The organism is Streptomyces sp. NBC_00690 (assembly GCF_036226685.1).
GTDB lineage: Bacteria > Actinomycetota > Actinomycetes > Streptomycetales > Streptomycetaceae > Streptomyces.
The window spans coordinates 7,847,880-7,869,333 of the sequence record NZ_CP109009.1 but is presented as its reverse complement, the minus strand read 5'-3'; the positions used below and the strand labels follow the sequence as shown (position 1 = coordinate 7,869,333).

Here is a 21,454-nt window from a genome sequence, read left to right as displayed (position 1 = left end):
CAAACCAAGTTCCGCCGAGGCAGGCACCAGCGACGGAGGTGCCGGACCGGCACGGTAGACCGCTCCCGGCTTGTCGCGTACCGCCCCGCTGTAGTCCATACACACCCCCCACCAGCTTCAGTTCCAACGGTCGTCGCGACACCCAACCTTCGGGAACGCGATGAACTTCGAGATCCGCAATCGCCGCTTGGCGCCGGGACGGATAGCGGCCAGACGAGTTAGACGGCGCCAGGGATACCTGTCAGCGATCATCTCCTCTTCACCGCTCAGGAGGGTTTGGCGTCACGGCGCGACCGCGCTACCTCACAAGCGCCCGCCTGTTCCCATCCGGCGGGTCGACCGTGCTCCATGTACACACCTTGCCGCCGTCGTCGCCGGTCGGGAACGTCTGGGAAGCGTTCCGGCACTGCACGTTCACGAAGGGTCGCGGGGATTCATCGCCGTGGACGTGTGCCTCGGAGCGCTCCGTGCCGTTTCCGGCGAAGGCCCCACGCGCCCGGCCATCCCACAACGCGTCGCGAGGGATGGCGGGATGGGTGATCACCGGTCTCGCGCCGTCATCCTGCCTCGGCGACGGTTGTGGAACGGGCAGTTCAGCCCCTCGAGTACCGGCCCCCGCCAGGACGCGAGCCGCGGCTGGCCGAAAGGGCCCCTTCTGATCATCTTGGTCGTCGCGGGCTTCTTTGCTGCCTTCTACCTCGCCCACGCCACCGTCGTCATGATCAGAGCCGACACCAAAGCATCGGGTGCAGTGCCGTCGGGGCGAGAGCGCGAATGCCCGGATTCCGGCCTTCGGTGCCTACGGGCCTGTTGGGGCGTCCGTGAATGTGATGCTCGGTGCAACTCGCGGGCGCTTTCTTTACACCCCATAGCCGAGCCTGGCTTTGGGCTCGGCTAGGTCGCAGGGCGGGATCGACGGTGGAGCCGCTCCTTCCCAAGCGGTGGGGCCTCATCCGGCCTGAATGAGGATCCGGACAGGGGAGCTGGACGGTGAGCGCGGCTGGTTTCATTCCATCCGTGCCCTCCACGATTCCGTCCTCATTGCGCCAGCGCGCCTGGTCTTTTGTGGTGGTTTGCATGATTCAGGCCGGAGCGAGAGGCTTGAGTTGCGCTGAAAGGAGAGAGGCCATGGCAACCGGCAAGGGCAAGGCCAAGCAGGTGAAGGGAAAAGTCCAGGAGACGGTAGGAAAGGTCACTGGCGACAAGGGCCAGCAGGCTAAGGGCCGGGGCGAGCAGATCACGGGCAAGGCGGAGGAGTTGACCGAGGAGGCACGTCGACACGGAAAGAACTGAGTGCCACGTCGGTGATGTGAGCCTGGCATGGCGAAGAATTCGGACCGCAGCGCTTCGTTCGCGGCGGCCCCAATAAGAGGTCGTCCCACCTGGGTCTACATGGGATTCTGGGGATCGGTGGAGGATTTCGCCTGCGGAACCGCGTGGGATCCACCTGTCGGGTGTTTTTGTGTCCTGCAGCGCTCACCCTGCGCTGGGTCCGGTGCGGGCGGACGACGAATTGAAGCACAATCATTTCGATAGCCCACAGTCACACAGTAAATCGTTGAAATAGATGCGCCCAGGACCTCGAATCCCGTCCAGCGGACGGATTTCCTGCTTCACCGAGGCCGCTGCGTTGTGGCCTTCCGAAGGGGCACATCCGCCCGAGTGGATGCGCGGGGGTGGTCGTGTGGTCAATCGCTTCCCGCAGCGTGGGCGGGCAGAGCCGGACGTGCATGCCTGTAACGGGCGGATGAATGCATCACCGCAGCGAAGGTGGGTGCCTTTCGGTACGAGACAAACGGGCCCCGTGGCGCGCCCCGCGACGTATCCCCCAGCGGGCGGCTGCCACCCGCGACTCAAGCGTGGGTGGCAGCGACGAAGCCCTGTTGGCCACGGTCAGCCCCGCAAAAGATGCGGCTCGTGCCAGAGTGACAAGACTGGTCGTCATGGCGGATCAACGTGGAGTGCGCACCGGCCGTCCTTCAGCGGGAGCGAGGAGAAGGGCTCCGGCGGCGAAGGGTCCTGAGCATGCTGCTCGGGCTGCCTGCGAAAGCCTGGAGCGACTGATCGACCACCCCACCGAAGGCGTGTCCGCGGTGCGGCGCTCCGAGGACGGTTGGTGTGTTGTCGTGGATGTCCTCGAACTGGCCCGTATCCCGGACACCACGAGCCTTCTCGCCTCCTACGAGGTCCAACTGGATCCGGGAGGCGATCTCGTGGAGTACCGCCGAGTCCGCCGATACAGGCGTGGCGCAGCGGACGAGTAGCAGCCCGAGTTCCCCGAACGGGAAGGACCCATCGTGACCACGACGTACTCCGACGAGGTGGCTCCCTGCCCACCACGCGCCGGCACCTTGTATGACGTGCTGGAGCTCATCCTCGACCGCGGGATGGTGATCGATGTCTTCGTCCGTGTCTCGCTGGTCGGCATCGAGATCCTCAAGATCGACGCGCGGATCGTCGTGGCGAGTGTGGACACCTACCTTCGCTTCGCTGAGGCGTGCAATCGCCTGGACCTCGAACGCGACTCGGGCAGTACGACCGTCCCTGAACTGCTGCACGGGGGCGCGGCAAAGTCGATCGGGAAGCGCAAGGTGCGCAGGGCCGCGGAGACTGTCGGTGACACGGTGCGCAAGGCGGTGGGTGGCGGCGACGATTCCGTTGATGAAGCCGACGACGACGCAGACGAAGCCGAGGAGCAGGAGCGGCCGAAGAAGCGGCGTGCTCCTGCCCGCACCAGCGCCGGTCGACGGCGTCGCGTGGACGCGTGATCACGGTGGCCCCCGGTGTTTCTGTCTATGCGATCATCCGGGCCGGTGCTGTGCCTCCGGGGCGGCTGACCGGTGTGGGTGGCCCGGCGGTGGCGGTGCGGGCGGTGAGTGTCGGGAAGGTCGCTGCCGTTGTGAGCGATGCTCCGGCGCAGCTCCGGGCGCGGCGTCGGGACCTGTTGGCACACCAGGAACTCCTGATGGCCTTGGCGGAAGTCGGCCCGGTTTTGCCCATGCGGTTCGGTGTCGTCGCACCAGATGAGGAAGTCCTCCGCGAGCAGCTGGCGGCCGAGGAGATGAACCATCTGGCCACCTTGGACAGGTTGGTGGGTCATCTGGAGATGAACGTCAAGGTACTGCCGGCTCAAGACGCGTTGGGCGCTCTGGTTGCCGCAGACACGAAAGTACGGCGCCTGCGAGAGGAAGCCCGCCGCCGCCCCGGCTACGACGCGAGTGTGCGGCTGGGAGAAGCAGTGGTGGCTGCGCTGTCCCGCCGGGCGATTGAGGCCGGTCGGCGCATGATGCGAGACCTGGCGCCGATGGCCCGCGCGACGGTTCAGGGGCCCGAGGTCAGCGGGTGCGCCCTGAATGTCTCCTTCCTTGTCGAACGAGTCGCCAGCGAAAGGTTCGGCTCGACTGTCGAGCACTTCGCGAAGAACCATCGGGAGCATCTTGAGGTCCGGCTCGCGGGCCCACTGCCCTGCTACAGCTTCGTCGGCGCACACACGCCGGCACCACTGATCGGAAAGGGCTGAGGAATGGGGTTGATCTCCGGGATCCTTCTTCTTCCCCTCGCACCGGTCCGGGGCGTGGTGTGGGTCGCCGAACGGTTTCAGGACGCTGCCGAGCGTGAGTTGAATGACCCCGCTGTGCTCCGTGCACAACTGTGCGAACTCAACCGAGAACTCGATGACGGGTGCATCAGTTGGGAGGAATTCGAAGCGGAAGAGGACAGGTTGCTGGACCGGCTCCACGGTTGCGCCGAGCAGGCCGGCCCACGTCGATTGACAGAAGGTGACAATTATGGATGACCAGGCCAAGGTGACGCTCGCAGCTGCGTTGGTGGGTGGCTATGTTCTGGGCCGCACCAAGAAGGGGCGTTTGGCACTGAGCGTCGCTACCTACCTGGCAGGCCGCCGCTTTGGGCTCGAACCACGCGAGCTGGCCGCTGAGGGGATGCGGAGGCTGAGCGAGGTTCCTCAGTTCGCCGAGTTGCAGGAGCAGTTGAGGGGCGAAGTCCTCGATGCCGGCAGGCAGGCCGTGACCGCGGCTGCCAATCGCGGAATGCTCTCGCTGGCAGACGCCATCAGCGACCGGACTGCCCGCTTGGGCGAGCAGCCCGAGGACGAGTACGACGAGGACGAAGAAGGGGACGCGGAGTACGAGGACGAGCCCGCAGAGGAGTACGACGAGGGCGCGCCCGAGGATGAAGAAGACGAAGGCGAGGAGGACGAAGAGTACGAGGACGAGGCGGACGAAGAGCCTCAGGACGAAGAGCAGGACGAAGAATGGGACGAGGACGAGGACGAGGAGCAGGAGGAGCCGGAGCCTGAACCCCGACGCCGTCGTGGACGCGCGGCACCGGCAAAGCAGCGGCCCGCCAAGCCGTCCGCCAAGAAGGCGACGCCGGAGAAGAAGTCGACAGCTAAGAGATCACCTTCGGCTAGGAAGCCAGCCGCGAAGAAGTCCGCGGCCAGGAAACCAGCCGCCAAGAAGACCACCGCCAAGAAGTCCGCGCCGGCGAAGAAGGCCACCGCGAAGAAGTCCGCGCCGGCCAGGAAGTCGGCGGCCAGGAAACCGGCCGCCAAGAAGACCACCGCCAAGAAGTCGGCGCCGGCGAAGAAGTCGGCGGCCAGGAAACCGGCCGCCAAGAAGACCACGTCGTCGAAGCGGACAGCTTCCAAGCGCACCGATCGCCGGAGGTAGCGGGTCATGGCCAGAACGGATGAAGAGCCCGATGCTCCGGAGGAGTCGGCCTCTGAGCGGCTCCGAGACGAACTGTCGAGGTTTGCCAGCGCCCAGGTACAGAAGCTCGTGGAGAAGGCGGGCGACAAACTGAGCGACGTGACGGAGCAATTGAGCGGAGTAGCGCAGAACGGTGGGGCGCTACCTGCGGTGGGCTCACGTGTACTTCAGGGCGAGTCACCCATGAAGGCTCTCGTCTCCGAGAAGGCGAAAGGCGTCAAAGACTCGGTCGTGGACAAGGCGAAGAACGCTTTCGGGGGAGGTGGCAAGAGCAAGGGCAAGTCCGGTGGGGGTAAGTCCATGAACATCGTCGAGGTTCTTGACGTGGGAGTGCCGCTGCGCACCGCATACGACGCCTGGACCCAGTACGACGAGTTCAGCAGCTTCGCCAAGGGCGTGCAGGATGTCTCGAAGAGCGAAGAGACGCTGAGCGACTGGAAGGTCAAGATCGGCCCCTCCGCACGCAGCTTCAAGGCAACCGTGCAGGAACAGGTTCCCGACGACCGCATCATCTGGACGTCCGAAGGCGCCAAGGGCACCACGCGTGGCGCTGTCAGCTTCCACGAACTAGCCCCGAACCTGACGCGCATCGTGCTCGTCGTGGAGTACTACCCGTCAGGGTTCTTCGAGAAGACGGGCAACCTGTGGCGCGTCCAGGGCAGGCGTATCCGGCTGGACTTCAAGCTGTTCCAGCGCTACGTCACGCTCACCGAGGACGAGCCGGAGGGCTGGCGCGGAGAGATCCGTGATGGCGAGGTGGTCGTCTCCCACGAAGACGCTGTCGCCGAAGAGGAATCCGAGGACGAGCAGGACCCGGGCGACGAAGACGAGGAGTCTGAAGACGAGGAGGACGGAGGGGAAGACTACGAAGACGAGGAGCCGGAGGACGAAGAGGACGAAGAGGACGACTACGAAGATGAAGTTGAGGACGAAGAGGATGAACCCGAGGATGAACCCGATGACGAGCCTGCGGTCAGCAGCCGCCGAGGGCGGCGGGGTTCGCGGTGAGCAGTGTTGACTTCCGGCAGGCCGGACAGCCAACGTCCGGCCCGCAGACCACGAACCTCGCCGACATCCTCGAACGCGTCCTTGACAAGGGAATCGTCATCGCCGGAGACATCAAGATCGACCTCTTGGACATCGAGCTGCTCACTATCCGGCTGCGACTCTTCGTGGCATCCGTCGACACCGCGAAGAAGGCCGGTATCGACTGGTGGGAGAGCGACCCGGCGTTGAGCTCCGGTGCGCGCCGCCATGCGTTGGAGGATGAGAACCGTGAGCTGCGCAATCGTCTGAAGGCACTCGAATCTCCCTCGGATGCCTCGGTGGATCGAGAGACCACCAAGGAAGACAACACATGACGCACCTCGGCGCGGCAGCTTCCGGCCCCAGTGTCACGTATGTGTTCGCGGTCTGTCAGGACGCCAACTCCGGCGGTGCAAGCGTTGGCCATCTGCCAGGCATGCCCGGTGGCGGACCCGTTCGGGTACTGCGTGGCGGGGCGTTGTCGGCGGTCGTCCAATCGGTACGGGCTGACGATTTCACAGATGCCGTATGGCAGGCACGTCTGACCGACCAGCAGGAGTTGGCAACGTACGCACGGGCACATCACACGGTGGTGTCCGCACTCGCGGCGTGCGGCGCCACCGTTCCCCTCCCGCTCGCCACTCTGTACCACGATGACGGCAGAGTGCGTCAGACCCTGATCGGCGAAGCGGACCGGTTCCACACGGCGCTGCGGCGGGTTGCACATCACTCCGAATGGGGGGTGAAGGTGTACGTGGTCGACGAGCCGGATCCGGCACCGAGCGAGCCGCCCAGGGAAGCAGTGCGGGTGTCCACCGCTCCCGGAGCGGGGCTGGCCTATCTGAACCGGAAGCGCGGCATCCAGGAGCGCCGAGAGCGGCGGAGGGAACAGGCTCTGCGTACCGCGGAGTCCGTGGACGTCGAGTTGCAGATGTTCGCCACCGCGGCACGCAGGCTTCGCTCCGCTCTCCCGGATCACCAGGACAATCGACAGGTGCAGGTTCTCAACGCCACCTACCTGGTCGCCGAGGAGCAAGCGACTGAGTTCGCACTGCTGGTCGACACGCTGCGCGAACGGGCCGGTACACGGATCGAGCTCTCCGGGCCGTGGGTCCCCTATTCCTTCGTCAGTGAGGTGTGACGGCAGTGGCGCATGATGTGGTGCCATGGGACAGTCCTGAACCATTGAGTGGACCCATCGGGGTGCCCTTGGTTGACCTGTTGGACCGGGTGCTGGCCACTGGGGTCGTGATCAGCGGAGACCTCGTCATCGCCATCGCCGACGTGCCGCTCGTACGGCTGTCGCTGCACGCTTTGTTGTCCTCGGTCAACGAGCGGGTTCCAGCACCCTGGGACGACGGAGGGCCGCTGTGACGAGTTCATCACGGGTGGACGTACAGTCCCAGCAGATGGGGCGTGACCTGGTGGCCCTGGTTCTCACCGTGGTCGAGCTCTTGCGGCAGTTGATGGAACGGCAGGCCATCCGACGCGTAGAGCAGGGCGACCTGAGCGACGAGCAGGTCGAGGAGATCGGCACCACGCTGATGCTGCTCGACGAGCGGATGGCGGAACTGTGCGCACAGCACGGAGTGCGCCCGGAAGACCTCAACCTGGACCTCGGACCGCTGGGTTCTCTGCTCCCCCGTCACTGAGAGTCGAACCCTGCGCACGGTGTGCACGGGCACTCCCATGGCGAATGGTTCCCTGTGGGCGCACAGTGGAATGGGGGCCATTCGGGGGCGCGCACAGCCCCTGTCGCAGCAAGCGTCTGTGAGGAAGTCATGGTTGATACAGGAAGCGGGACAACGGTCACTGACCGGAAGACCGAAGGGTCTTCCGCGCGCGGCACGACCACTATCGCGGACTCTGTGATCGCGACCATCGCCGGAATCGCGATCCGTGAGACGGAGGGCGTGCATTCCATCGGCAGAGGAGCCACAAAGGCGGTCGGAGCCGTTACGGGACGGCTCTCCGGGGCGTCCGCGGCCGGGCGCGGCGTCAAGGTCGAGGTGGGTGAGAAGCAGACGGCCATGGATGTCGATGTCGAGGTGGAGTACGGCATTCCGATCCATGAACTCGCCGATCAGATCAGAGTCCACGCAACGGACGCGGTGGAGACGATGTCGGGTCTGGACGTCGTTGAGATCAATATCAACATCTTTGACGTGCACGTTCCGAGCGACGATGACGAGGACGGTTCCTCCGACAGTGGCTCCCGGGTGGAGTGAACAGTACGGAAGCTGCTCGACACCGACGAGTCCCTGCACACGGGGCCGGTCTGCCCTGTCGTCGCCACGAGTACCCGGCGGTTTCGGGACACCGCCTGCGCGCTGCGCGTCACGACCGGATTCCATGACATCGGCGAGGCACTCGCCGCCGCCAGCAGCAGGAGAGGGAGTTCTCCGACCTGATGCTTCTGTCTGGACAAGGGCCATATGCACGGAGGTCAGACCTGCCGGCCGGCGGAGCGATCGCCGAGGTAGTGTGCGTGCCCCTGCTCGTCGAGTTCGACCGAGCCGTCTGGGATGACGCAGAATTCGTTCCCCTCGGAGTCGGCCATGACCAGGAATCCTCCGATCTCGTACTCATGGAGCTGACGGCCGCCCAACGCCTCGATCCGATTCTGTTCGGCGGCTGAATCCGGCGAGGCGAGATCGAGGTGGACGCGGTTCTTTGCGCTCTTCGGCTCAGCAACCTTCTGGAATCCCACTTGGGTACTCCCGCAGTGCGCGAGCCAGATGTAAGGACCCAACCGTTCCTCGACGGGGCTGCCGAGAAGCCGGGACCAGAACGAGGCCAGACGTTCGGGGTCGGCGCAGTCGATGACGATGGCCCTGATGACGCATGGGGTTGCTGTCATTCCCCGATGGTCACGGATCACTCCCGGGAGGACAACACACCCCGCCGAACGGCTGCCGTCCGGAAGGGAAAGCCGATCAGGCGAGCGAGGCTCCGACCCTGAGGCCGATGGTTGCGCAACGCACCGCGGGCGGGCTCGGCCGCCGGCGCGAGCCGAGTTCAGTGGCTTCCTCGAAGCTCCTCCGCGGCTCCCTCGGAGAGGCTGACCCGGACCAGAGCGGCCGCCAGTCCGGGCAACTCGGCGGCGGTGACCAGGCGGGCCAGCACTTCCGGATCTTCCGGGAGTCCGAGGGCGGCTGCCGGATACCCGACTCGGCCGCGTGGGTGCGGCCGTACTCGTTCATCAGCCGTCGTACTGTGGTGCGTCGCGTCATGGACGGGCCTTTCTCGATCGCCCCGCCAGGCGGGAATGGAGACGCCGGGGCCTGCGGAGCGAGCGGGGCCGTGGAGGGTTCCGCCAGGGATTCTCCCGCAGGATCCGGTCGATATCGGCGATGGTCCGGCCGCGTGCGGTGAGTCCCGGGGCGTCGAGGTCGGCCCAGGACACCGGGGCGGCGACCGGAGCGCCGGGGCGGGCGCGGACGGCGTAGGGCGCGAAGGAGATCTGGGCGTAGGCGTTGCGCTGGATGTCCAGGTAGAGACGTCCCCGGCGGGCGTCTTTCCTCAGCGCGGTGGTGAAGCGGTCGGGGTGGTGGGGACGGTCGGACCTGGAAAGGAAGCGGTGCGGGGTGATGCACGCCTGGTCGGCGAGGTATAGCAGAGTGGCGGTGTCGTCGCAGATCGCATGGGTGACACTGCCGTTCTCCTTGGGCAGCTCCACCCGGTGGATCCAGTCGGGGAAGTGGTCCGGGAGGCAGCCGGACGGCATCTGATCACCGACGCGCACGGACGGACGCACGACCTGGCGAACCATCGGGTCCACCCTGCCCCTGACCGCGGATGGGCTGCGGGGCGGGCAGGTCATGGTCCGTGTGGTGGCCATAGTGATGGCCGGGGCAACTGCGTCGATCCTGCTCATAGTGATCCGCGATGTCGTCACCAGCTCACTGGCAAGCGGAGCGGCCGGGGTAGTACTGCGGTCGCTGCTGGCACTCCGCCAGCCAAGAGACAGATGACAGCGTCATTACATCAGCGGGCACTGAAGGAGCTACGAGAGTGACGTCCATGGTGCCCCCGGAGCCAACGCCGCCCGCTCGGCAATCCGGAAACGAGCCTCAGGTCGATCCGTTGCCGGTGGTGTCGCTCAGTGTGTCGTGCGTCGGCGTTATTTCCTGCGGTGCCGCAGGACGGTGAGATCGACCACCGCGGTGACGGCGACGACGCCGCACAGCGCGGCCAGCGCTCCGTACTCGCCCGAGGACATAGCTCCACCGGGGTTGCTGGTCGTGGCGAGAACGGCGAAGATCACCGTGGCCGCGGCGAACACGACCAGTGCGACGGTGGCGAGCGCGAAGCGTACGCCGAGGGCACTGCGCGCCTGCGTAGGTTCCGTGCCGGCCCTGCGCCGACGGCCCTGACGCTCTTCCCCATCGCCCGCAGGCCCTTGAGAACCCGGTGCCTGACGGTGGGTCATGTGGCCCCCTATCGGTCGGTGAGAAGAGGAACCGGAAACCAGGTGCCTTTGCCCCCTCGCGGCCTGGACTGCCACGGTTTCCATCCTCCGTGTTTCTGCGAGAGTTCGCCATTGACCACCGATTACCCGAACCCCGCCGTTGCAATCCGACCAGGCTTCCGAGTCCCTTCGAGCAGGGCATCTGGGCGCTTGCGATCGCGGCAGCAGGTGCAGTGCGGCGACTCGGAAGGGAGAGTGGGGTGAGGGCTGATTCGGTCTCCGAGAGCCCTCCCGCCGGGTGGAGCCACCCGTGTGCGCCGGGCGGGTGCCGACCGGCTTTCCAACCGGAAACACCCACCGATCGATGAAGGGAATGATCCGCAGGTGAGCAGCCGAGACGAGCCTGGCGGGCAGGAGCAGGACCCGAAGGAGCCGCTGCCCCGGGACCCGCAGGACCAACAGGCAACCAGTGACCACGACGAGGACCCTCTCGCGGGCCCCGCCCTCAGCGAGACGGAAGACAGCGAAGAACTGCCCGAAACCGACGAGTCCGGCACAGGCCCCCGAAGCGGGCCTCGGAACGGCAGGATCCACCCCGAGCACCCGATTCCCGACGAACCGACCGGCTGACCTGAGGCCACCGAGTCCGTCGCGCGAGCGGCAGGGCCACCGAAGGGTCCCCGATACCAAGCTGCTTTCAGTGCCCGACCCCGGCGAAAGGCCCTGACTCGAGGCATCGGCTTTCACCGTTGATACAGCGACACCTCGCACCGGCGGGCAGGGTCCCGCCGGTTGTGGCGGGCAACGCCGCCGACCGGGGAACAAGCACGGCAGTCCAGCTCAACGCGCCACCCCTTCAGTTCCCTGATCGCCCGCGCCACACGGTTCATTTCGCTTGGTGCCCCTGGAGCGGCGGGGTGTCTTCTCCGGCTCCGTGGCGTACGCCGCGCAGAACTGGCTCAGTGCGTCGGTGGACGAGCGCCGGGGTGTCCAGCCGAGCTCGTCGCGGGCTCGTGCCGTGTTCATCAGTGGCAGGCGCAGTACCGCGTCGAACAGGTGGGGGAGGCCGGTACGGCGTGGAGCCTCCAGGCGGCGGACAGCGCAGTGCGTGCGGCGGCCCGGGGGACGCGCACGGTGCGTGTGCCCAGGAGCCTGGCGAGGGTTGCCGGTGTCGAGGGGCGGGTCGGCGGCAGGGTTGAACGCGCCGTTGACGTCGTGGTGGAGGGCGAGGCGGTAAGCATCTGCGGCGTCGTCGGTGTGCAGGGCATGGAACCGCAGGCCGTCCAGGCCGGGGAGGAAGGGGAGCAGGTCGGGCCGGATCAAGGGGCCGGGCAGGTGGCGCCCGGCGAAGATACGGCGCTGCTCGCTCGCGGCTGCTTCCTTGAACAGGAACCCGGGCCTCATCCGCACGACGCGGATGTGTGGGTGTCGGTGCTCGTAGGTGTCGAGAGCGCGTTCGAGGTATGCCTTCTCGCGGCAGTAGGCGGCGTCCGGCCAGCCGTGCGTGGGCCAGGTCTCGCCGACCCCGGGCTCCATCTTGGGCCCGGTGAGTAGGCGCCGACGGAGGAGGCGTGGATCAGGGCCGGCACCTTGGCGGCAGCGACCGCCTCAAACAAGCGCAGGGAGCCGAGGACGTTGCTCTGCCAGGTGACGGTGGGCCGGTGGGTGGGCTGGAAGCGCCAGGCCAGATGGATGACCGCGTCAGCTCCGTTGAGGTGCCGCGTCAGTTCTGCTGGGGCGGTTTCCGTGCTGAGGTCGACGGCCGCCCAATGCGTCCGGGCCACCTCCAGACGCGCGATGCGGCGGGCGAGGCCCACCACGGAACCGACCCGGGGGTCGGCGGCCAGCGCTCGCACCACACTGGTGCCCACGTTTCCAGTCGCCCCGGTGACCACCACCCGCAGACCCTCGTCGCTGCTCATCGCTGGCTCTCCTTCCTCGACGTCGGCGTAGCTGGAGGCATCCGCCGGGAACACTCATGGGTCCCCCGCCCGACGGCAGGTAAAAGCCCCAGCGATGCCCCCGGATGACGGGACCGTCGCCGAGAGCGATCCGGTGGAACCGCCCGAGCTTCCTCGGGCAGATCAGCAGTGCCGCCACGTCAGGTGTGGGTGAGGGCGTGGAGGAGTTCGTCGCGGCGCATACCGGACCTGCCCGGTACGTCGACCCTGGGCAGCCCGTTCGTACCATCGAGGTGCGCCAGGAAGGTCATCAGGGGCGGTGCCGCCGCAGGCGTACTGCTGCGACGATCCCAAAGACTGCACCCACGGCGAGCACGGATAGTCCTCTGAGCCACACCTCGCCATCGATCTGCGTGGCGAGTACGAGGCAGGACACCGCCCCGAGTACCGGAACGACGGACGGGGAACGAAAGTGGTCCCCCGGTGCCGAATCGCGGCGCAGCACGAGGGCCGCAGTGTTGACGAGGAAGAAGACGACCAGAAGGAGCAGGACAAGAGTCGAGGCGAGGGTGGCGACGTCGCTGGTGAGTGCGAGGAGCAGGGAGAGAGCAGTGGTGGCGGCGATCGACGCCCAGGGGGTGCGGCGGCCGGGTAGTACTTTCGCAAGGAACGATGGGAGGAGCCCGTCCCGCGCCATACCGTAGGCCAGCCGGGAGGACATGATGCCGGTGAGCAGTGCGCCGTTGGCGACGGCGACCAGGGCGATGGCGCTGAAGACTTCGGTGGGAACGCCGCCGGCCACGCGAACTACTTCGAGTAGCGGTCCGCTCGAATCCGCCAGCTCGGCCGTCGGTACGGCCGCCGCTGCGGCTGCGCCGACCAGGACGTACACCGCGCCTGCGGTGATCAGAGCGCCGAAGAGCGCCGTTGGATACGAGCGCCGGGGGTTTCGGGTTTCCTCCGCAACGTTGACGGAGGTCTCGAATCCGACGAAGGAGTAGTAGGCCAGCACCGCTCCGCTGAGCAGGGCTGCTGTCGGTCCTTGATTCGTGGTGCCCAGGTCCGTCAGCCTGGACATGTCGCCGTCGCCGCGGAGCACGACCCACGTGCCGAGGCCGATCACCAGAAGCAGGCCGCCCACCTCGGTGACCGTGGCGACCACGTTGGATCGTGTCGACTCGCTGATGCCTCGTGCGTTAATCAGCGCCAGCGTTGTCAGGAAGACGACCGCGACGAGCACTACGGGGAGGGAGATGAACTCGGCCAGGTAGTCGCCGCCAAACCCGCGGGCCAGCGCACCCACGGATACGACGCCGGCGGCGAGCATGCAGAATCCCGCGAGGAACCCGGCGAAGGGTCCGTAAGCCAGAGTTGCGTAGTGGGACGCTCCGCCGGCACGCGGGTACTTGGTGACCAACTCGGCGTACGAGGCGGCTGTCAGCAGAGCCAGGCACAACGCCACGATCAAGGGCGCCCAGACGGCACCTCCGGAGTCGGCCGCGACCTGACCGACCAGCACGTACACACCTGCCCCGAGGACGTCTCCGAGAATGAAGAAGTACAACAGTGGAGTGGTCAGAACCTTCTTGAATGCCGTCGGCGTGTCGGGCGTGGTGGAGGGAGTAGTCACGAGGAGCCGTATACCCGGCCCTCCACCTGACATGACGGTAGACCTCGGATAGCCGCACACTTCACCGCGGGCGGCGGTCTGCGTGTCACAACGTAGTGCCCGGCTGGCGTTCACGGCAGGCGGCTGCCGGTCAAACGTTCACTGAGAGGACACCGCCACCGGGGGCATGAGCGTGCAGTCCACCGGCTGCGGCGACGCCGCCCGGGGAACCGCCCGGGGAACGTCGACGACCAAGTAGTGGGGCTGCGCGAGCCCCAGGAAATCTAGGCTCCGCTTTTGCGGTGCTCGGCCCAGGAGCGGGGGTGAGACATGCGTTGCGTTAACTGTGGACAAGAAACTGAGTATGAACACGCGCCCCCCATGGGGGGCGCACCGGAGATAGGGTTGGTACACGTCAGCAGCGGTATGTTGGCCTGTTTCCCGGAGCGTGGTCCGGCAAGCCCGATTGTCAAAGCTCCGGTGCCGCCGCATCTCCGCCGCCTTCTGGAGCGGGGGCCGTGGTTGCCTCCGCCGCCACCAGCCGGATGCTTGATCGAGGAGGGCGAGCCCGGTTCAGGGGCGTGCAGTCCAACAGCACTGTGACGTCCGTGTCACGCCGGCTGCCCCAGCCGTCGGAGGCATGTCCAACCTGGACCGTAGCCTGACCGCCGACTGCCCGTAGCCTTCCTCCATGCAGGCAACTTTGATGATCTACGACGGCACGGCCGCGCCCGACGCAGACGTGCCACGTACCGGGGGTGTGCCGCTGGCCCCCGAGGGGTTCACCTGGCCGGTGTGCGGCGACTACTGCGGTGGGCCGATGCAGTTCTTCGCGCATCTGCCGGTCGAGTACGGCGTCCTGTCGGTGTTCGTGTGCCAGAACGATCCGGGCGCCTGCGAGCTGTGGGACGCGACCTCCGGGGCGAATCGGGTCCTTCTTTTCCCGTCCGCGGGACTGGTACCGGTGGCCGTACCCGAGAAGGGCGTGACGCTGCTGCCCGCAGTGTCGGCGATCACGACCCGGGTCGTGACGCTCGAACCCGAGGAGAATAGCGGCGACGATCTCCCGCTCGACGCATACGACCTCGCCCGTTCAGGGTGGAAGCGGGAGTCCGGCGAGCGGTTCGGGAAGCAACGCGAGGTGCTCGGATCGCTCGGCGGCAGCCCCTCCTACCTGGACGACGACCGGTTGCCCGGGTGCCCCTCCTGCTCCGGCACGACGGAATTTGCGGCACACTTGGAGGAGGGGATCGACCGGCAGACCGCGATGAACCTCGGCGGCCAGCTGGGCTACGTGTTCGTCTGCCGCCCCTGCTCCGAGGGCGCGTTCCTCACGGGCTGATCGTGCCTGTGGTGGCAGGCCCCGCCGCCTACGCGGACGGGCCGCCCCGCCCCCCGCTCCTCCGCCACAGTCTCCTCCTCGGTGGCCCTGAGTGTCCGGTGCAATCCCTGATCCAGGAAGATTCATCGGTGTCCAGTGAGCACGTGACCGAGGCCGCCGAGACGACAGAGCCGAAGCAGCCGAGGACGGTTGACGGTCAGTTGATCCACGACTGGGTGGTGCGGGCTGCAGGCCGAGAACCTTCGGCTGACAGATGAAGGGGCATCCTTCAGCCGCTGACGAAGTGGCTGCCGCTGTCCGGTCGGTGGTCGGGATCACCGACCACCTCGGCTCCGGCAAACGCAATCCATGTTCTGCGTCAAGGAGCGGAGCCCAGGCAAGGGCGGCGGCGTCACCCTTGCGTACCGCTGCCGTTGTTGTCGAACTTCTCGAACTGCGTGCGGGCGCCGTCGCGGAACGCGTCGAGGCCCGTCTCGAAGTCGACCGCTGACCCCGCGAACAGCGCAGATTCGTCGGGTGCAACGTAGATCTTGCCTCCGCCGCGTACAGCGTGCACGAGGCAGACGCCGAGCCCGTCGGGCAGCTCAACGACGTTCAGCACCGGGTCGGTCCTGAGCTGAGCGAAGTACGCTCTGCCCACCACTATGAGCCGGTCGACGCCCTCGGATGCCGCGTCGCTGCCGTCTGCGGCAGATGGCAATGGTGCCGTGCGGTCCTCGACCGCCTCGACCGCGTAGCCGGAACGCTCGGCAGCGTCAAGGAATGCATGAAGATCGGATGCCTCGCGCAGGAGCGCTCCGAGCTCGCCCTCGCATTCGGCCACGTGGAACGTCGCAGTGGCGAACGGATGCGTGACCGGTGCAGCCCCTGGCAGCGGCGGCGGGGTTGAGGTGCTTACTAGCACCCCCGGTTCGCCCCTGAGTCCCATCACGAGCCGCTTGCCGTGCAGGAGGCGGTATGTGCGCACTGGCCCGGTTGCATCACTCACGACGTCTGCTCCGTTCCTAAAATTACCCGTGGGGCTCCGCGTATGCACCGCTGGCGTCGGCCCCGCGCTGCGGGGATGGATCTACCTTGACAGTGTGCCCGCCGGCTCTCCCCGCCGTTCGCGCGGGGCGTTGACGCAGTGGCAGACCCGAACTATTGACTTGGCTCATCGCCCTGTTCTTGGACGGCTCACCGATACCGGCCTGTCCCTTGTTGCGTAGCGCCCGCCCCGCCGGGCTCGGAACGGAACCCAGGCGCGGCGGAAGGGGCGCATCGCGCCATTCATTGTGTTTTGCACCGAACTCGAAGTACTCCGCCAAGCGCAGGTGGCCCCTCCCGACGACGACACCGGGCCGGTAGCGCCGTGCAGGTCGACGAGCAGGGGAGTCCCGGAGGCGATCAAACTCAGGGACGCAAAGTTCATACCGATATGTTCTCTGCCGGGCTGGCGCTGAGCTAGGGCGGTGACACCCGGTGTGTCCAGGGGCCGGGGCGGGCGCTGTCACTGTCCCCGTTGGGAAGGATGGCTATCGGCCGGTCGCTGCGGGACCGGTTCAGGCGCGGTGCTGTGGCCTTCCCCCGGGCGCCGCGTCGTGAGGGAGGCGGCCCGGAGCTGGCCGGGCAGGCCGGCCCGGGCCGCCGACCCAGGAGAGTGGACACCTAGCCGACGCAACACCGCCCTGGAAGAGCTGCTTTGTTCGCACGGGTACACGAGCGGTTCGCTGGCGGTGGAGCTGAACCGGGTCGGCGAACAGGTCTTCGGCCACTCCTGCCGGGTGACCCCGCGGACGGTACGGCGCTGGTTCTGCGGAACAGTGCGCTACCCGGCAGCCCGTCACCTCTCCCCCTCACTCATGTATTCGCCCGGAAGGGGGGTCGCCGCAACCCCTACCAGGAGGAATATGCGAACGGTCGCCTGTCGGCTGCCCCTCACGCCCGGCACACATGTCTCCTGCTGGGCCGCTGGCGTACGAGCGAGGAGGAGAACCGCCCGCCGCAGCGTCGCGGTATCACATCCCCAGCAAACGACGGTTCGGGCCCCATCTCACCGACCCGGCACCGAGCATCTCGTGGAGGTGGGCCCTGTCGGGTCATGGGTTACGGCCAGAGCAGATGGCGCTGCCAGGAGCCGTGGTGGTCAGAGCGTTCGTAGCGCAGCCTCTTGTGGATGCGGTCCTTGTCGGCCTGCCAGAACTCGATCTCCACCGGGATGAGGGTGTAGAGCGTCCATGCGGGGCTGACGAGGGTGGGTTCCGCCTCGATGCGAGCGAGTGCCGTACCAAGGACCTGGTCGCGCTCTTCGGGACTGTCGAGATGGTCACTCTGGCGGCCAACCAGGACTTCGGCACGGGCGGAGGGTGCGCGAGCCAGGAGGTCGGGGGCGCTCTGCTCGGGAGTCTGGGGTTCCACTGTGCCCCGTACCCGTACCTGGCGGCCTTGCAGTGGCCAGTAGAAGGTGAGCGAGGCACGGGGTAGGTCGGCCAGTTGGCGGCCCTTGGGGCTGTTGCCGTGGGCGGCGAACTGCCAGCCGTTGAAGTCGACGTTCTTGAGGATGAGTACCCGGGCATCGGGGCCGCCGTCCTGACCGACCGTCGACACCGTCATGGCATGGGCGTCGGGCACACCCGCAGCGATCGCTTCCCTCAGCCAGCCGAGGAACAATGCGACCGGCTCGGCTGGGGCATCACCGGGGTCGAAGTCCGCCAGCGGGCCCGCGAACACCTCCAGGCCGCGCAACCACTCCCGCACGCTCCCGGTCGCCCCTGCATCGTCGCTTCCGCTCATGGCCCACCCCTGCTCGGCATTGGTGACAGCGATGCACTCAACCCTATCGAGGAACTGCGGCACGGCAGGGCACCACGTGATGGTGTACGCGCCAACAGCAGTCCAACTCTCACGCGATATGCGCCAGGTCGGAGGTTCTCAGCCCGGGTGTACGGGACCCGAACCCGCTGTCGTGCGCTCTATGGCGTCGGCTATGTCCATCAGGTCCTGCGCCGTCAGTTCGAGGTGCAGAGCGGAGAGCCAACCGTTCACCTGCTCGGGTCGTCTCGCACCCACGATCGCCCCTGTCACACCCGGCCAGCTCAGGGTCCATGCGATGGCCACGGACGGCACACCGACACCGTGCCGTCGGGCGATGGGCCGCAACGAGTCGGCGAGGGCAAGGTTGCGCTCCAGCCTCGCTCCTTGGAAGTCAGCGACGGCCGCCCTCCAGTCGTCCTCGCCCAGTGCTTCGGCACGGGCCCGGGTGAATCGCCCGGTGAGCAGACCCGCTTGCATCGGGCTATAGGCGAGCACGCCTGTGCCGTGCTCCACACACCAGGGGATCTCGCGGTCCGCCACCTGTCGCCTGATCGCGGAGAACGGAGGTTGAAGAGAGTCGACGTGTCCCATCTTCTCGGCCTCGGCGAGCTGCCGGACACCGTGGTTCGACAGACCCACCGCTTTGACCTTGCCCAACTGCTTCAGCTCCAGCAGCGTTTCCCAGTACGCAGCCAGTGGTGTCCCGTCCTCTGGGGGACAGTGCATCTGATAGAGATCGATGCGGTCCACGCCCAATCGGCGCAGCGAATCATCAACCTCTCGCCGGATGTTCGACGGCCTGCCCACCTTCCGCAACTCCTTGGACGCCCCGGTCGTGTCCCAGATGTGTCCGCACTTGGTGAACACCTGGGGCCGGTCGGCCGCAGCCACCCCGGCCAGTGCCTTGGCGACCAACCTCTCCGAACGGCCCCGGCCGTACACCGCCGCCGTATCGATCCAGTTAACGCCGTGCTCGATGGCGTAGCGAATGGTGTCGATGACTTGTTGGTCATCGCAGCCGTCCCAACCGGCACCACCGAGGCCCACCCGGGTGATCTGCATGTCACTGGCTCCCAGCGACCGCACAGGCTGATCGAGCATGGTTCACACCCTTTCGTTCACCGTCTTGTCCACCGCGCGGTGGGAGTCGCACAGGCGGGGAGGGCAACGCCGTCGAGGAGTCGCTGTGAGGTGCCGAGCCGATCCTCCTCGTGTTCGAGGCCACCTGCCTACGCGTGCTGCGTCACCACTCCCGGCAGAGTGGCCCGCATCCGAATGGTCGCCGCCGACTTGTATGTCACGGGACCGGTGAGGTGAATCGACACACCGCCTTCAGCCAGTACAGCCACCAGCTCGCGCAACAGAAAGCGGGAGAGCATCGCGGCGGAACAGCTGTGCGGACCGTGCCCGAACGCGATGTGTTGGTTGGGCCAGCGCGCCAGCCTGAGCCGATCCGGGTCATCGAACTTCGCCGGATCGCGGTTCCCCGCGGAGATCAGTGTCAGAACGTCCTCGCCCCGGCGGATCTTCGTCCCGGACAGCACCGTGTCCGCCACACAGAGGCGGGTCGTGCCCTGTGACGGCGATTCATGGCGGAGGAACTCATGGACAGCCATGTCTAGCCGCTTCTCGTCCACGGTCCCCTTGAGGAGTTCGGGGTCAGCTGCGAACCCGTGCACGATGGTGCCGAGCGACGCGGGCAGGGAGGTGAACGCGTTCGCGATCAACGTCCTGACTGAGTTCAGGACCATGGTCCTCGCCAGCTGCTCGTCAGCCGCCCGGTCCACCAGGTTGCGCAGCGGCTGCTCCGGGCTCATCGATGCGACCCAGGTCTCGATGAGGGCCGCCAGTTTCCGGTGCGCGTCCCGGCCAGGCTGGAACGCCTCGGGTACGAGACCTGCGTCCATGGCGCGGTGGATGGCCTCACCCACGCGTCGGATCTCAGGGGTGTCGAGTGAGGGAACCTCAAGCACTTCGGAGAGGAACCAGCAGGCCAGAGGCTCGGTGAAGTCAGGGACGAGATCCACCGCCCGGCCGGAGAGCGCACGCAGCCTGTCGGAGATGGTCCGGCGCAACCGACTGGAGAGGTCTGGTGTGGTGACCTGGCGCAGGGTGGCAGCCAACTCCCGGTAGATCACCGTACTGTCGGGTGGATCGAGTGAATGCACACTCAGCGCGCTGTCCGGCAGTGACTCTCCGCCACGGCGCCAGTCCGCCGCAAAGTTCTCATGGTCGCCAAGAACGCGTCTGCACTCATCGTAGGAGGTGATGACCCAACACTTCATGATCTCGTTCCAGCAGGGGACCTTCAGCTCCCTCATCGCCGCATAGGTGGGGTAGGGGTCACGAATGGTGTCGGGGTCCAGCGGGTCATAGTGAACGAGGAGCTCTTTCACAGCGGTGTCTCCCGTCGGTGAAAGGACAGCGGAAGCCGGTCCGGGTAGCGAAGGGTGGCCCGGGGCAGCCGTTCGGGCGCCCCCGCGAGGCACAGACGCCCACGGTTCTCGGTCACGCTCTCCAGGAGGGCGCGAATCATGATGCGGGCCAGAATGGCCCCCGAGCAGCCGTGTATTCCCCAACCAAGAGCGAGATGTCGATTGGGTTGTCTCGTCAGCACGATGGCATCCGGGTCGTGGAACTGCTCCGGGTCGCGATTGGCGGAACCCAGTAGCCCCATCACCAGGTCTCCCCGCTTGATGGTGACGTCACCGACTTTCGTCTCCCGAACACAGGCCCTGGTCGTCCCTTGGACGGGGCCGTCGAAGCGCATGAATTCATCCACCCCGCTGCTCAGTACGTCGGATCGACGCACCTGATCCCAGGTATCGGGGTGGGTCGCCAGAGCCAGCGCGGCATTGGCCGCAGCGCCGACGGCGGTACTGAAGCCGGCCAGGAAGAGGACGCGTGCGCTGTTCCAGACCGCTTCCCTCGACAGCCCCGCGTCCTGGGCTCCGGCCAACACCTCGCTCAGCAGCCCCCGGTCGTCGCAGCCGTCGAACCAGTGGGCTATCAGGCGGTTCAACTCCGTCCGCGCGGCGAGCGCGGGGGCGAGCACCTCGGGAAGGAGTCCGGCGTCCATGCCCCGGGTCATCGCGTCCGCAAGCGCGGCGAAATCATCCACCGGGGGCTCTTCGATGCCCAGGAGTTCACACACTCCGAGGAGAGCGACGGGGCGGGCCACTTCGGCGGTGAAGTCAAAGCTCTCCGAGCTTCTGGACTGACGGCTGATGATCTTGTCGGCCAGGTCCCGGACATCAGAACCGATCCGGTCGAGCGGTTGGTTGCGCATCGCCACGGTGAACAGACGTCTCACCGGGGTGTGTTCTGGAGGGTCCAACTCCTGAAGGCTGGCAGCGGAGCCCGTTTCCTCATGCCCGGCCCTGGCCCAGTCGCTAGCGAAGGTGTCCGCGTCGGTGAGGAGTGAGAGACAATCCTGATATCGCGTCAACACCCAAGAATTCATACGTCTGCTCCAGAATATTGGAGAAGACTCTCTCAGTTTGGAGTATATGGGGTACGGATTGTCAATTGCGGCAGGGCTCAGCGGGTTGTAATCCATCACGCACCTGCTCCGGAGGGTCAGCGGCGGCCGGGGGTGACGGGTGGGGGCACCGACTGGATCGGAGCCCCCACCTAGAGAAT

General features: G+C 66.7%; 23 protein-coding genes and 1 pseudogene. 14 read left to right on the top strand and 10 right to left on the bottom strand.

Annotated elements, in window-relative coordinates; all coding sequences use genetic code 11:
* Positions 1-1,128: 1,128 nt before the first annotated feature.
* From OID54_RS33970 to OID54_RS33915, 12 genes are all read left to right on the top strand, one after another.
* A complete protein-coding gene (locus OID54_RS33970; RefSeq protein WP_329025902.1) occupies positions 1,129-1,293 on the top strand; it encodes a CsbD family protein in 165 nt (54 codons plus the stop codon).
* 650 nt (positions 1,294-1,943) lie between these two features.
* Positions 1,944-2,264 (top strand): gas vesicle protein GvpO, encoded by a 321-nt coding sequence (locus OID54_RS33965; protein WP_329025900.1) that lies wholly within the window; start codon positions 1,944-1,946, stop codon positions 2,262-2,264.
* Between the two features lie 30 nt (positions 2,265-2,294).
* The gene (gene gvpJ / locus OID54_RS33960; protein WP_329027939.1) at positions 2,295-2,768 is read left to right on the top strand and encodes a gas vesicle protein GvpJ; all 474 of its coding nucleotides are present in this window, start codon (positions 2,295-2,297) and stop codon (positions 2,766-2,768) included.
* The gene (locus OID54_RS33955) at positions 2,765-3,520 is read left to right on the top strand and encodes a GvpL/GvpF family gas vesicle protein (protein ID WP_329025898.1); all 756 of its coding nucleotides are present in this window, start codon (positions 2,765-2,767) and stop codon (positions 3,518-3,520) included. Before gvpJ ends, OID54_RS33955 begins: the two co-directional genes overlap by 4 nt.
* A 3-nt stretch (positions 3,521-3,523) precedes the next feature.
* A complete protein-coding gene (locus OID54_RS33950) occupies positions 3,524-3,796 on the top strand; it encodes a gas vesicle protein GvpG (protein ID WP_329025896.1) in 273 nt (90 codons plus the stop codon).
* A complete protein-coding gene (locus OID54_RS33945; protein ID WP_329025894.1) occupies positions 3,789-4,691 on the top strand; it encodes a histone H1-like repetitive region-containing protein in 903 nt (300 codons plus the stop codon). The genes OID54_RS33950 and OID54_RS33945 overlap by 8 nt, the downstream gene beginning before the upstream one ends.
* Before the next feature lie 6 nt (positions 4,692-4,697).
* Entirely contained in the window at positions 4,698-5,738 is a 1,041-nt protein-coding gene (locus tag OID54_RS33940; RefSeq protein ID WP_329025892.1) for an SRPBCC family protein, read from the top strand.
* Positions 5,735-6,091: a gas vesicle protein gene (locus OID54_RS33935; protein ID WP_329025890.1), complete on the top strand. Its 357-nt coding sequence runs from the start codon at positions 5,735-5,737 to the stop codon at positions 6,089-6,091. Before OID54_RS33940 ends, OID54_RS33935 begins: the two co-directional genes overlap by 4 nt.
* On the top strand, positions 6,088-6,897 hold the full coding sequence (locus OID54_RS33930) for a GvpL/GvpF family gas vesicle protein (RefSeq protein ID WP_329025888.1): 810 nt from the start codon (positions 6,088-6,090) through the stop codon (positions 6,895-6,897). Before OID54_RS33935 ends, OID54_RS33930 begins: the two co-directional genes overlap by 4 nt.
* A gap of 5 nt (positions 6,898-6,902) precedes the next feature.
* The gene (locus tag OID54_RS33925) at positions 6,903-7,130 is read left to right on the top strand and encodes a gas vesicle protein (protein ID WP_329025886.1); all 228 of its coding nucleotides are present in this window, start codon (positions 6,903-6,905) and stop codon (positions 7,128-7,130) included.
* The gene (locus OID54_RS33920; protein ID WP_329025885.1) at positions 7,127-7,408 is read left to right on the top strand and encodes a gas vesicle protein K; all 282 of its coding nucleotides are present in this window, start codon (positions 7,127-7,129) and stop codon (positions 7,406-7,408) included. The genes OID54_RS33925 and OID54_RS33920 overlap by 4 nt, the downstream gene beginning before the upstream one ends.
* Positions 7,409-7,537: 129 nt before the next feature.
* Positions 7,538-7,984, top strand: a complete 447-nt coding sequence (locus OID54_RS33915) for an Asp23/Gls24 family envelope stress response protein (RefSeq protein ID WP_329025883.1) — start codon at positions 7,538-7,540, stop codon at positions 7,982-7,984.
* Positions 7,985-8,202: 218 nt separating this feature from the next.
* Here OID54_RS33915 and OID54_RS33910 read toward each other — a convergent pair whose 3' ends face one another.
* From OID54_RS33910 to OID54_RS33900, 3 genes are all read right to left on the bottom strand, one after another.
* A complete protein-coding gene (locus tag OID54_RS33910) occupies positions 8,203-8,616 on the bottom strand; it encodes a VOC family protein (protein WP_329025881.1) in 414 nt (137 codons plus the stop codon).
* Positions 8,617-8,985: 369 nt separating this feature from the next.
* Entirely contained in the window at positions 8,986-9,528 is a 543-nt protein-coding gene (ligD, locus tag OID54_RS33905) for a non-homologous end-joining DNA ligase LigD (protein WP_329025880.1), read from the bottom strand.
* Between the two features lie 351 nt (positions 9,529-9,879).
* On the bottom strand, positions 9,880-10,188 hold the full coding sequence (locus OID54_RS33900) for a DUF6343 family protein (RefSeq protein ID WP_329025878.1): 309 nt from the start codon (positions 10,186-10,188) through the stop codon (positions 9,880-9,882).
* A 363-nt stretch (positions 10,189-10,551) separates the two neighbouring features.
* On the opposite strand from OID54_RS33900, the gene OID54_RS33895 reads away from it, so the two are divergent.
* A complete protein-coding gene (locus OID54_RS33895) occupies positions 10,552-10,797 on the top strand; it encodes a hypothetical protein (RefSeq protein ID WP_329025876.1) in 246 nt (81 codons plus the stop codon).
* 256 nt (positions 10,798-11,053) lie between these two features.
* Here OID54_RS33895 and OID54_RS33890 read toward each other — a convergent pair.
* Together OID54_RS33890 and OID54_RS33885 are read right to left on the bottom strand one after the other, a co-directional pair.
* Positions 11,054-12,089, bottom strand: a pseudogene (locus tag OID54_RS33890) (NAD-dependent epimerase/dehydratase family protein).
* 289 nt (positions 12,090-12,378) lie between these two features.
* A complete protein-coding gene (locus tag OID54_RS33885; protein ID WP_443055730.1) occupies positions 12,379-13,731 on the bottom strand; it encodes an APC family permease in 1,353 nt (450 codons plus the stop codon).
* A 637-nt stretch (positions 13,732-14,368) separates the two neighbouring features.
* Between OID54_RS33885 and OID54_RS33880 the strand changes: the two genes are divergently transcribed.
* The gene (locus OID54_RS33880; protein ID WP_329025874.1) at positions 14,369-15,019 is read left to right on the top strand and encodes a hypothetical protein; all 651 of its coding nucleotides are present in this window, start codon (positions 14,369-14,371) and stop codon (positions 15,017-15,019) included.
* 391 nt (positions 15,020-15,410) lie between these two features.
* Here OID54_RS33880 and OID54_RS33875 read toward each other — a convergent pair whose 3' ends face one another.
* The 5 genes from OID54_RS33875 to OID54_RS33855 all read right to left on the bottom strand — a co-directional run bounded on the left by OID54_RS33875 (position 15,411) and on the right by OID54_RS33855 (position 21,125).
* Positions 15,411-16,007, bottom strand: a complete 597-nt coding sequence (locus OID54_RS33875) for a hypothetical protein (protein ID WP_329025872.1) — start codon at positions 16,005-16,007, stop codon at positions 15,411-15,413.
* 1,097 nt (positions 16,008-17,104) lie between these two features.
* Positions 17,105-17,791 carry a pyridoxine/pyridoxamine 5'-phosphate oxidase gene (locus OID54_RS33870; RefSeq protein WP_329025870.1) on the bottom strand — a complete coding sequence of 229 codons (687 nt, stop codon included), beginning with the start codon at positions 17,789-17,791 and terminating at the stop codon, positions 17,105-17,107.
* Positions 17,792-17,929: 138 nt separating this feature from the next.
* Entirely contained in the window at positions 17,930-18,913 is a 984-nt protein-coding gene (locus OID54_RS33865; RefSeq protein WP_329025868.1) for an aldo/keto reductase, read from the bottom strand.
* Between the two features lie 128 nt (positions 18,914-19,041).
* The gene (locus OID54_RS33860) at positions 19,042-20,208 is read right to left on the bottom strand and encodes a cytochrome P450 (RefSeq protein WP_329025865.1); all 1,167 of its coding nucleotides are present in this window, start codon (positions 20,206-20,208) and stop codon (positions 19,042-19,044) included.
* On the bottom strand, positions 20,205-21,125 hold the full coding sequence (locus OID54_RS33855) for a cytochrome P450 (RefSeq protein ID WP_329025863.1): 921 nt from the start codon (positions 21,123-21,125) through the stop codon (positions 20,205-20,207). The genes OID54_RS33860 and OID54_RS33855 overlap by 4 nt, the downstream gene beginning before the upstream one ends.
* Between the last annotated feature and the right edge of the window lie 329 nt (positions 21,126-21,454).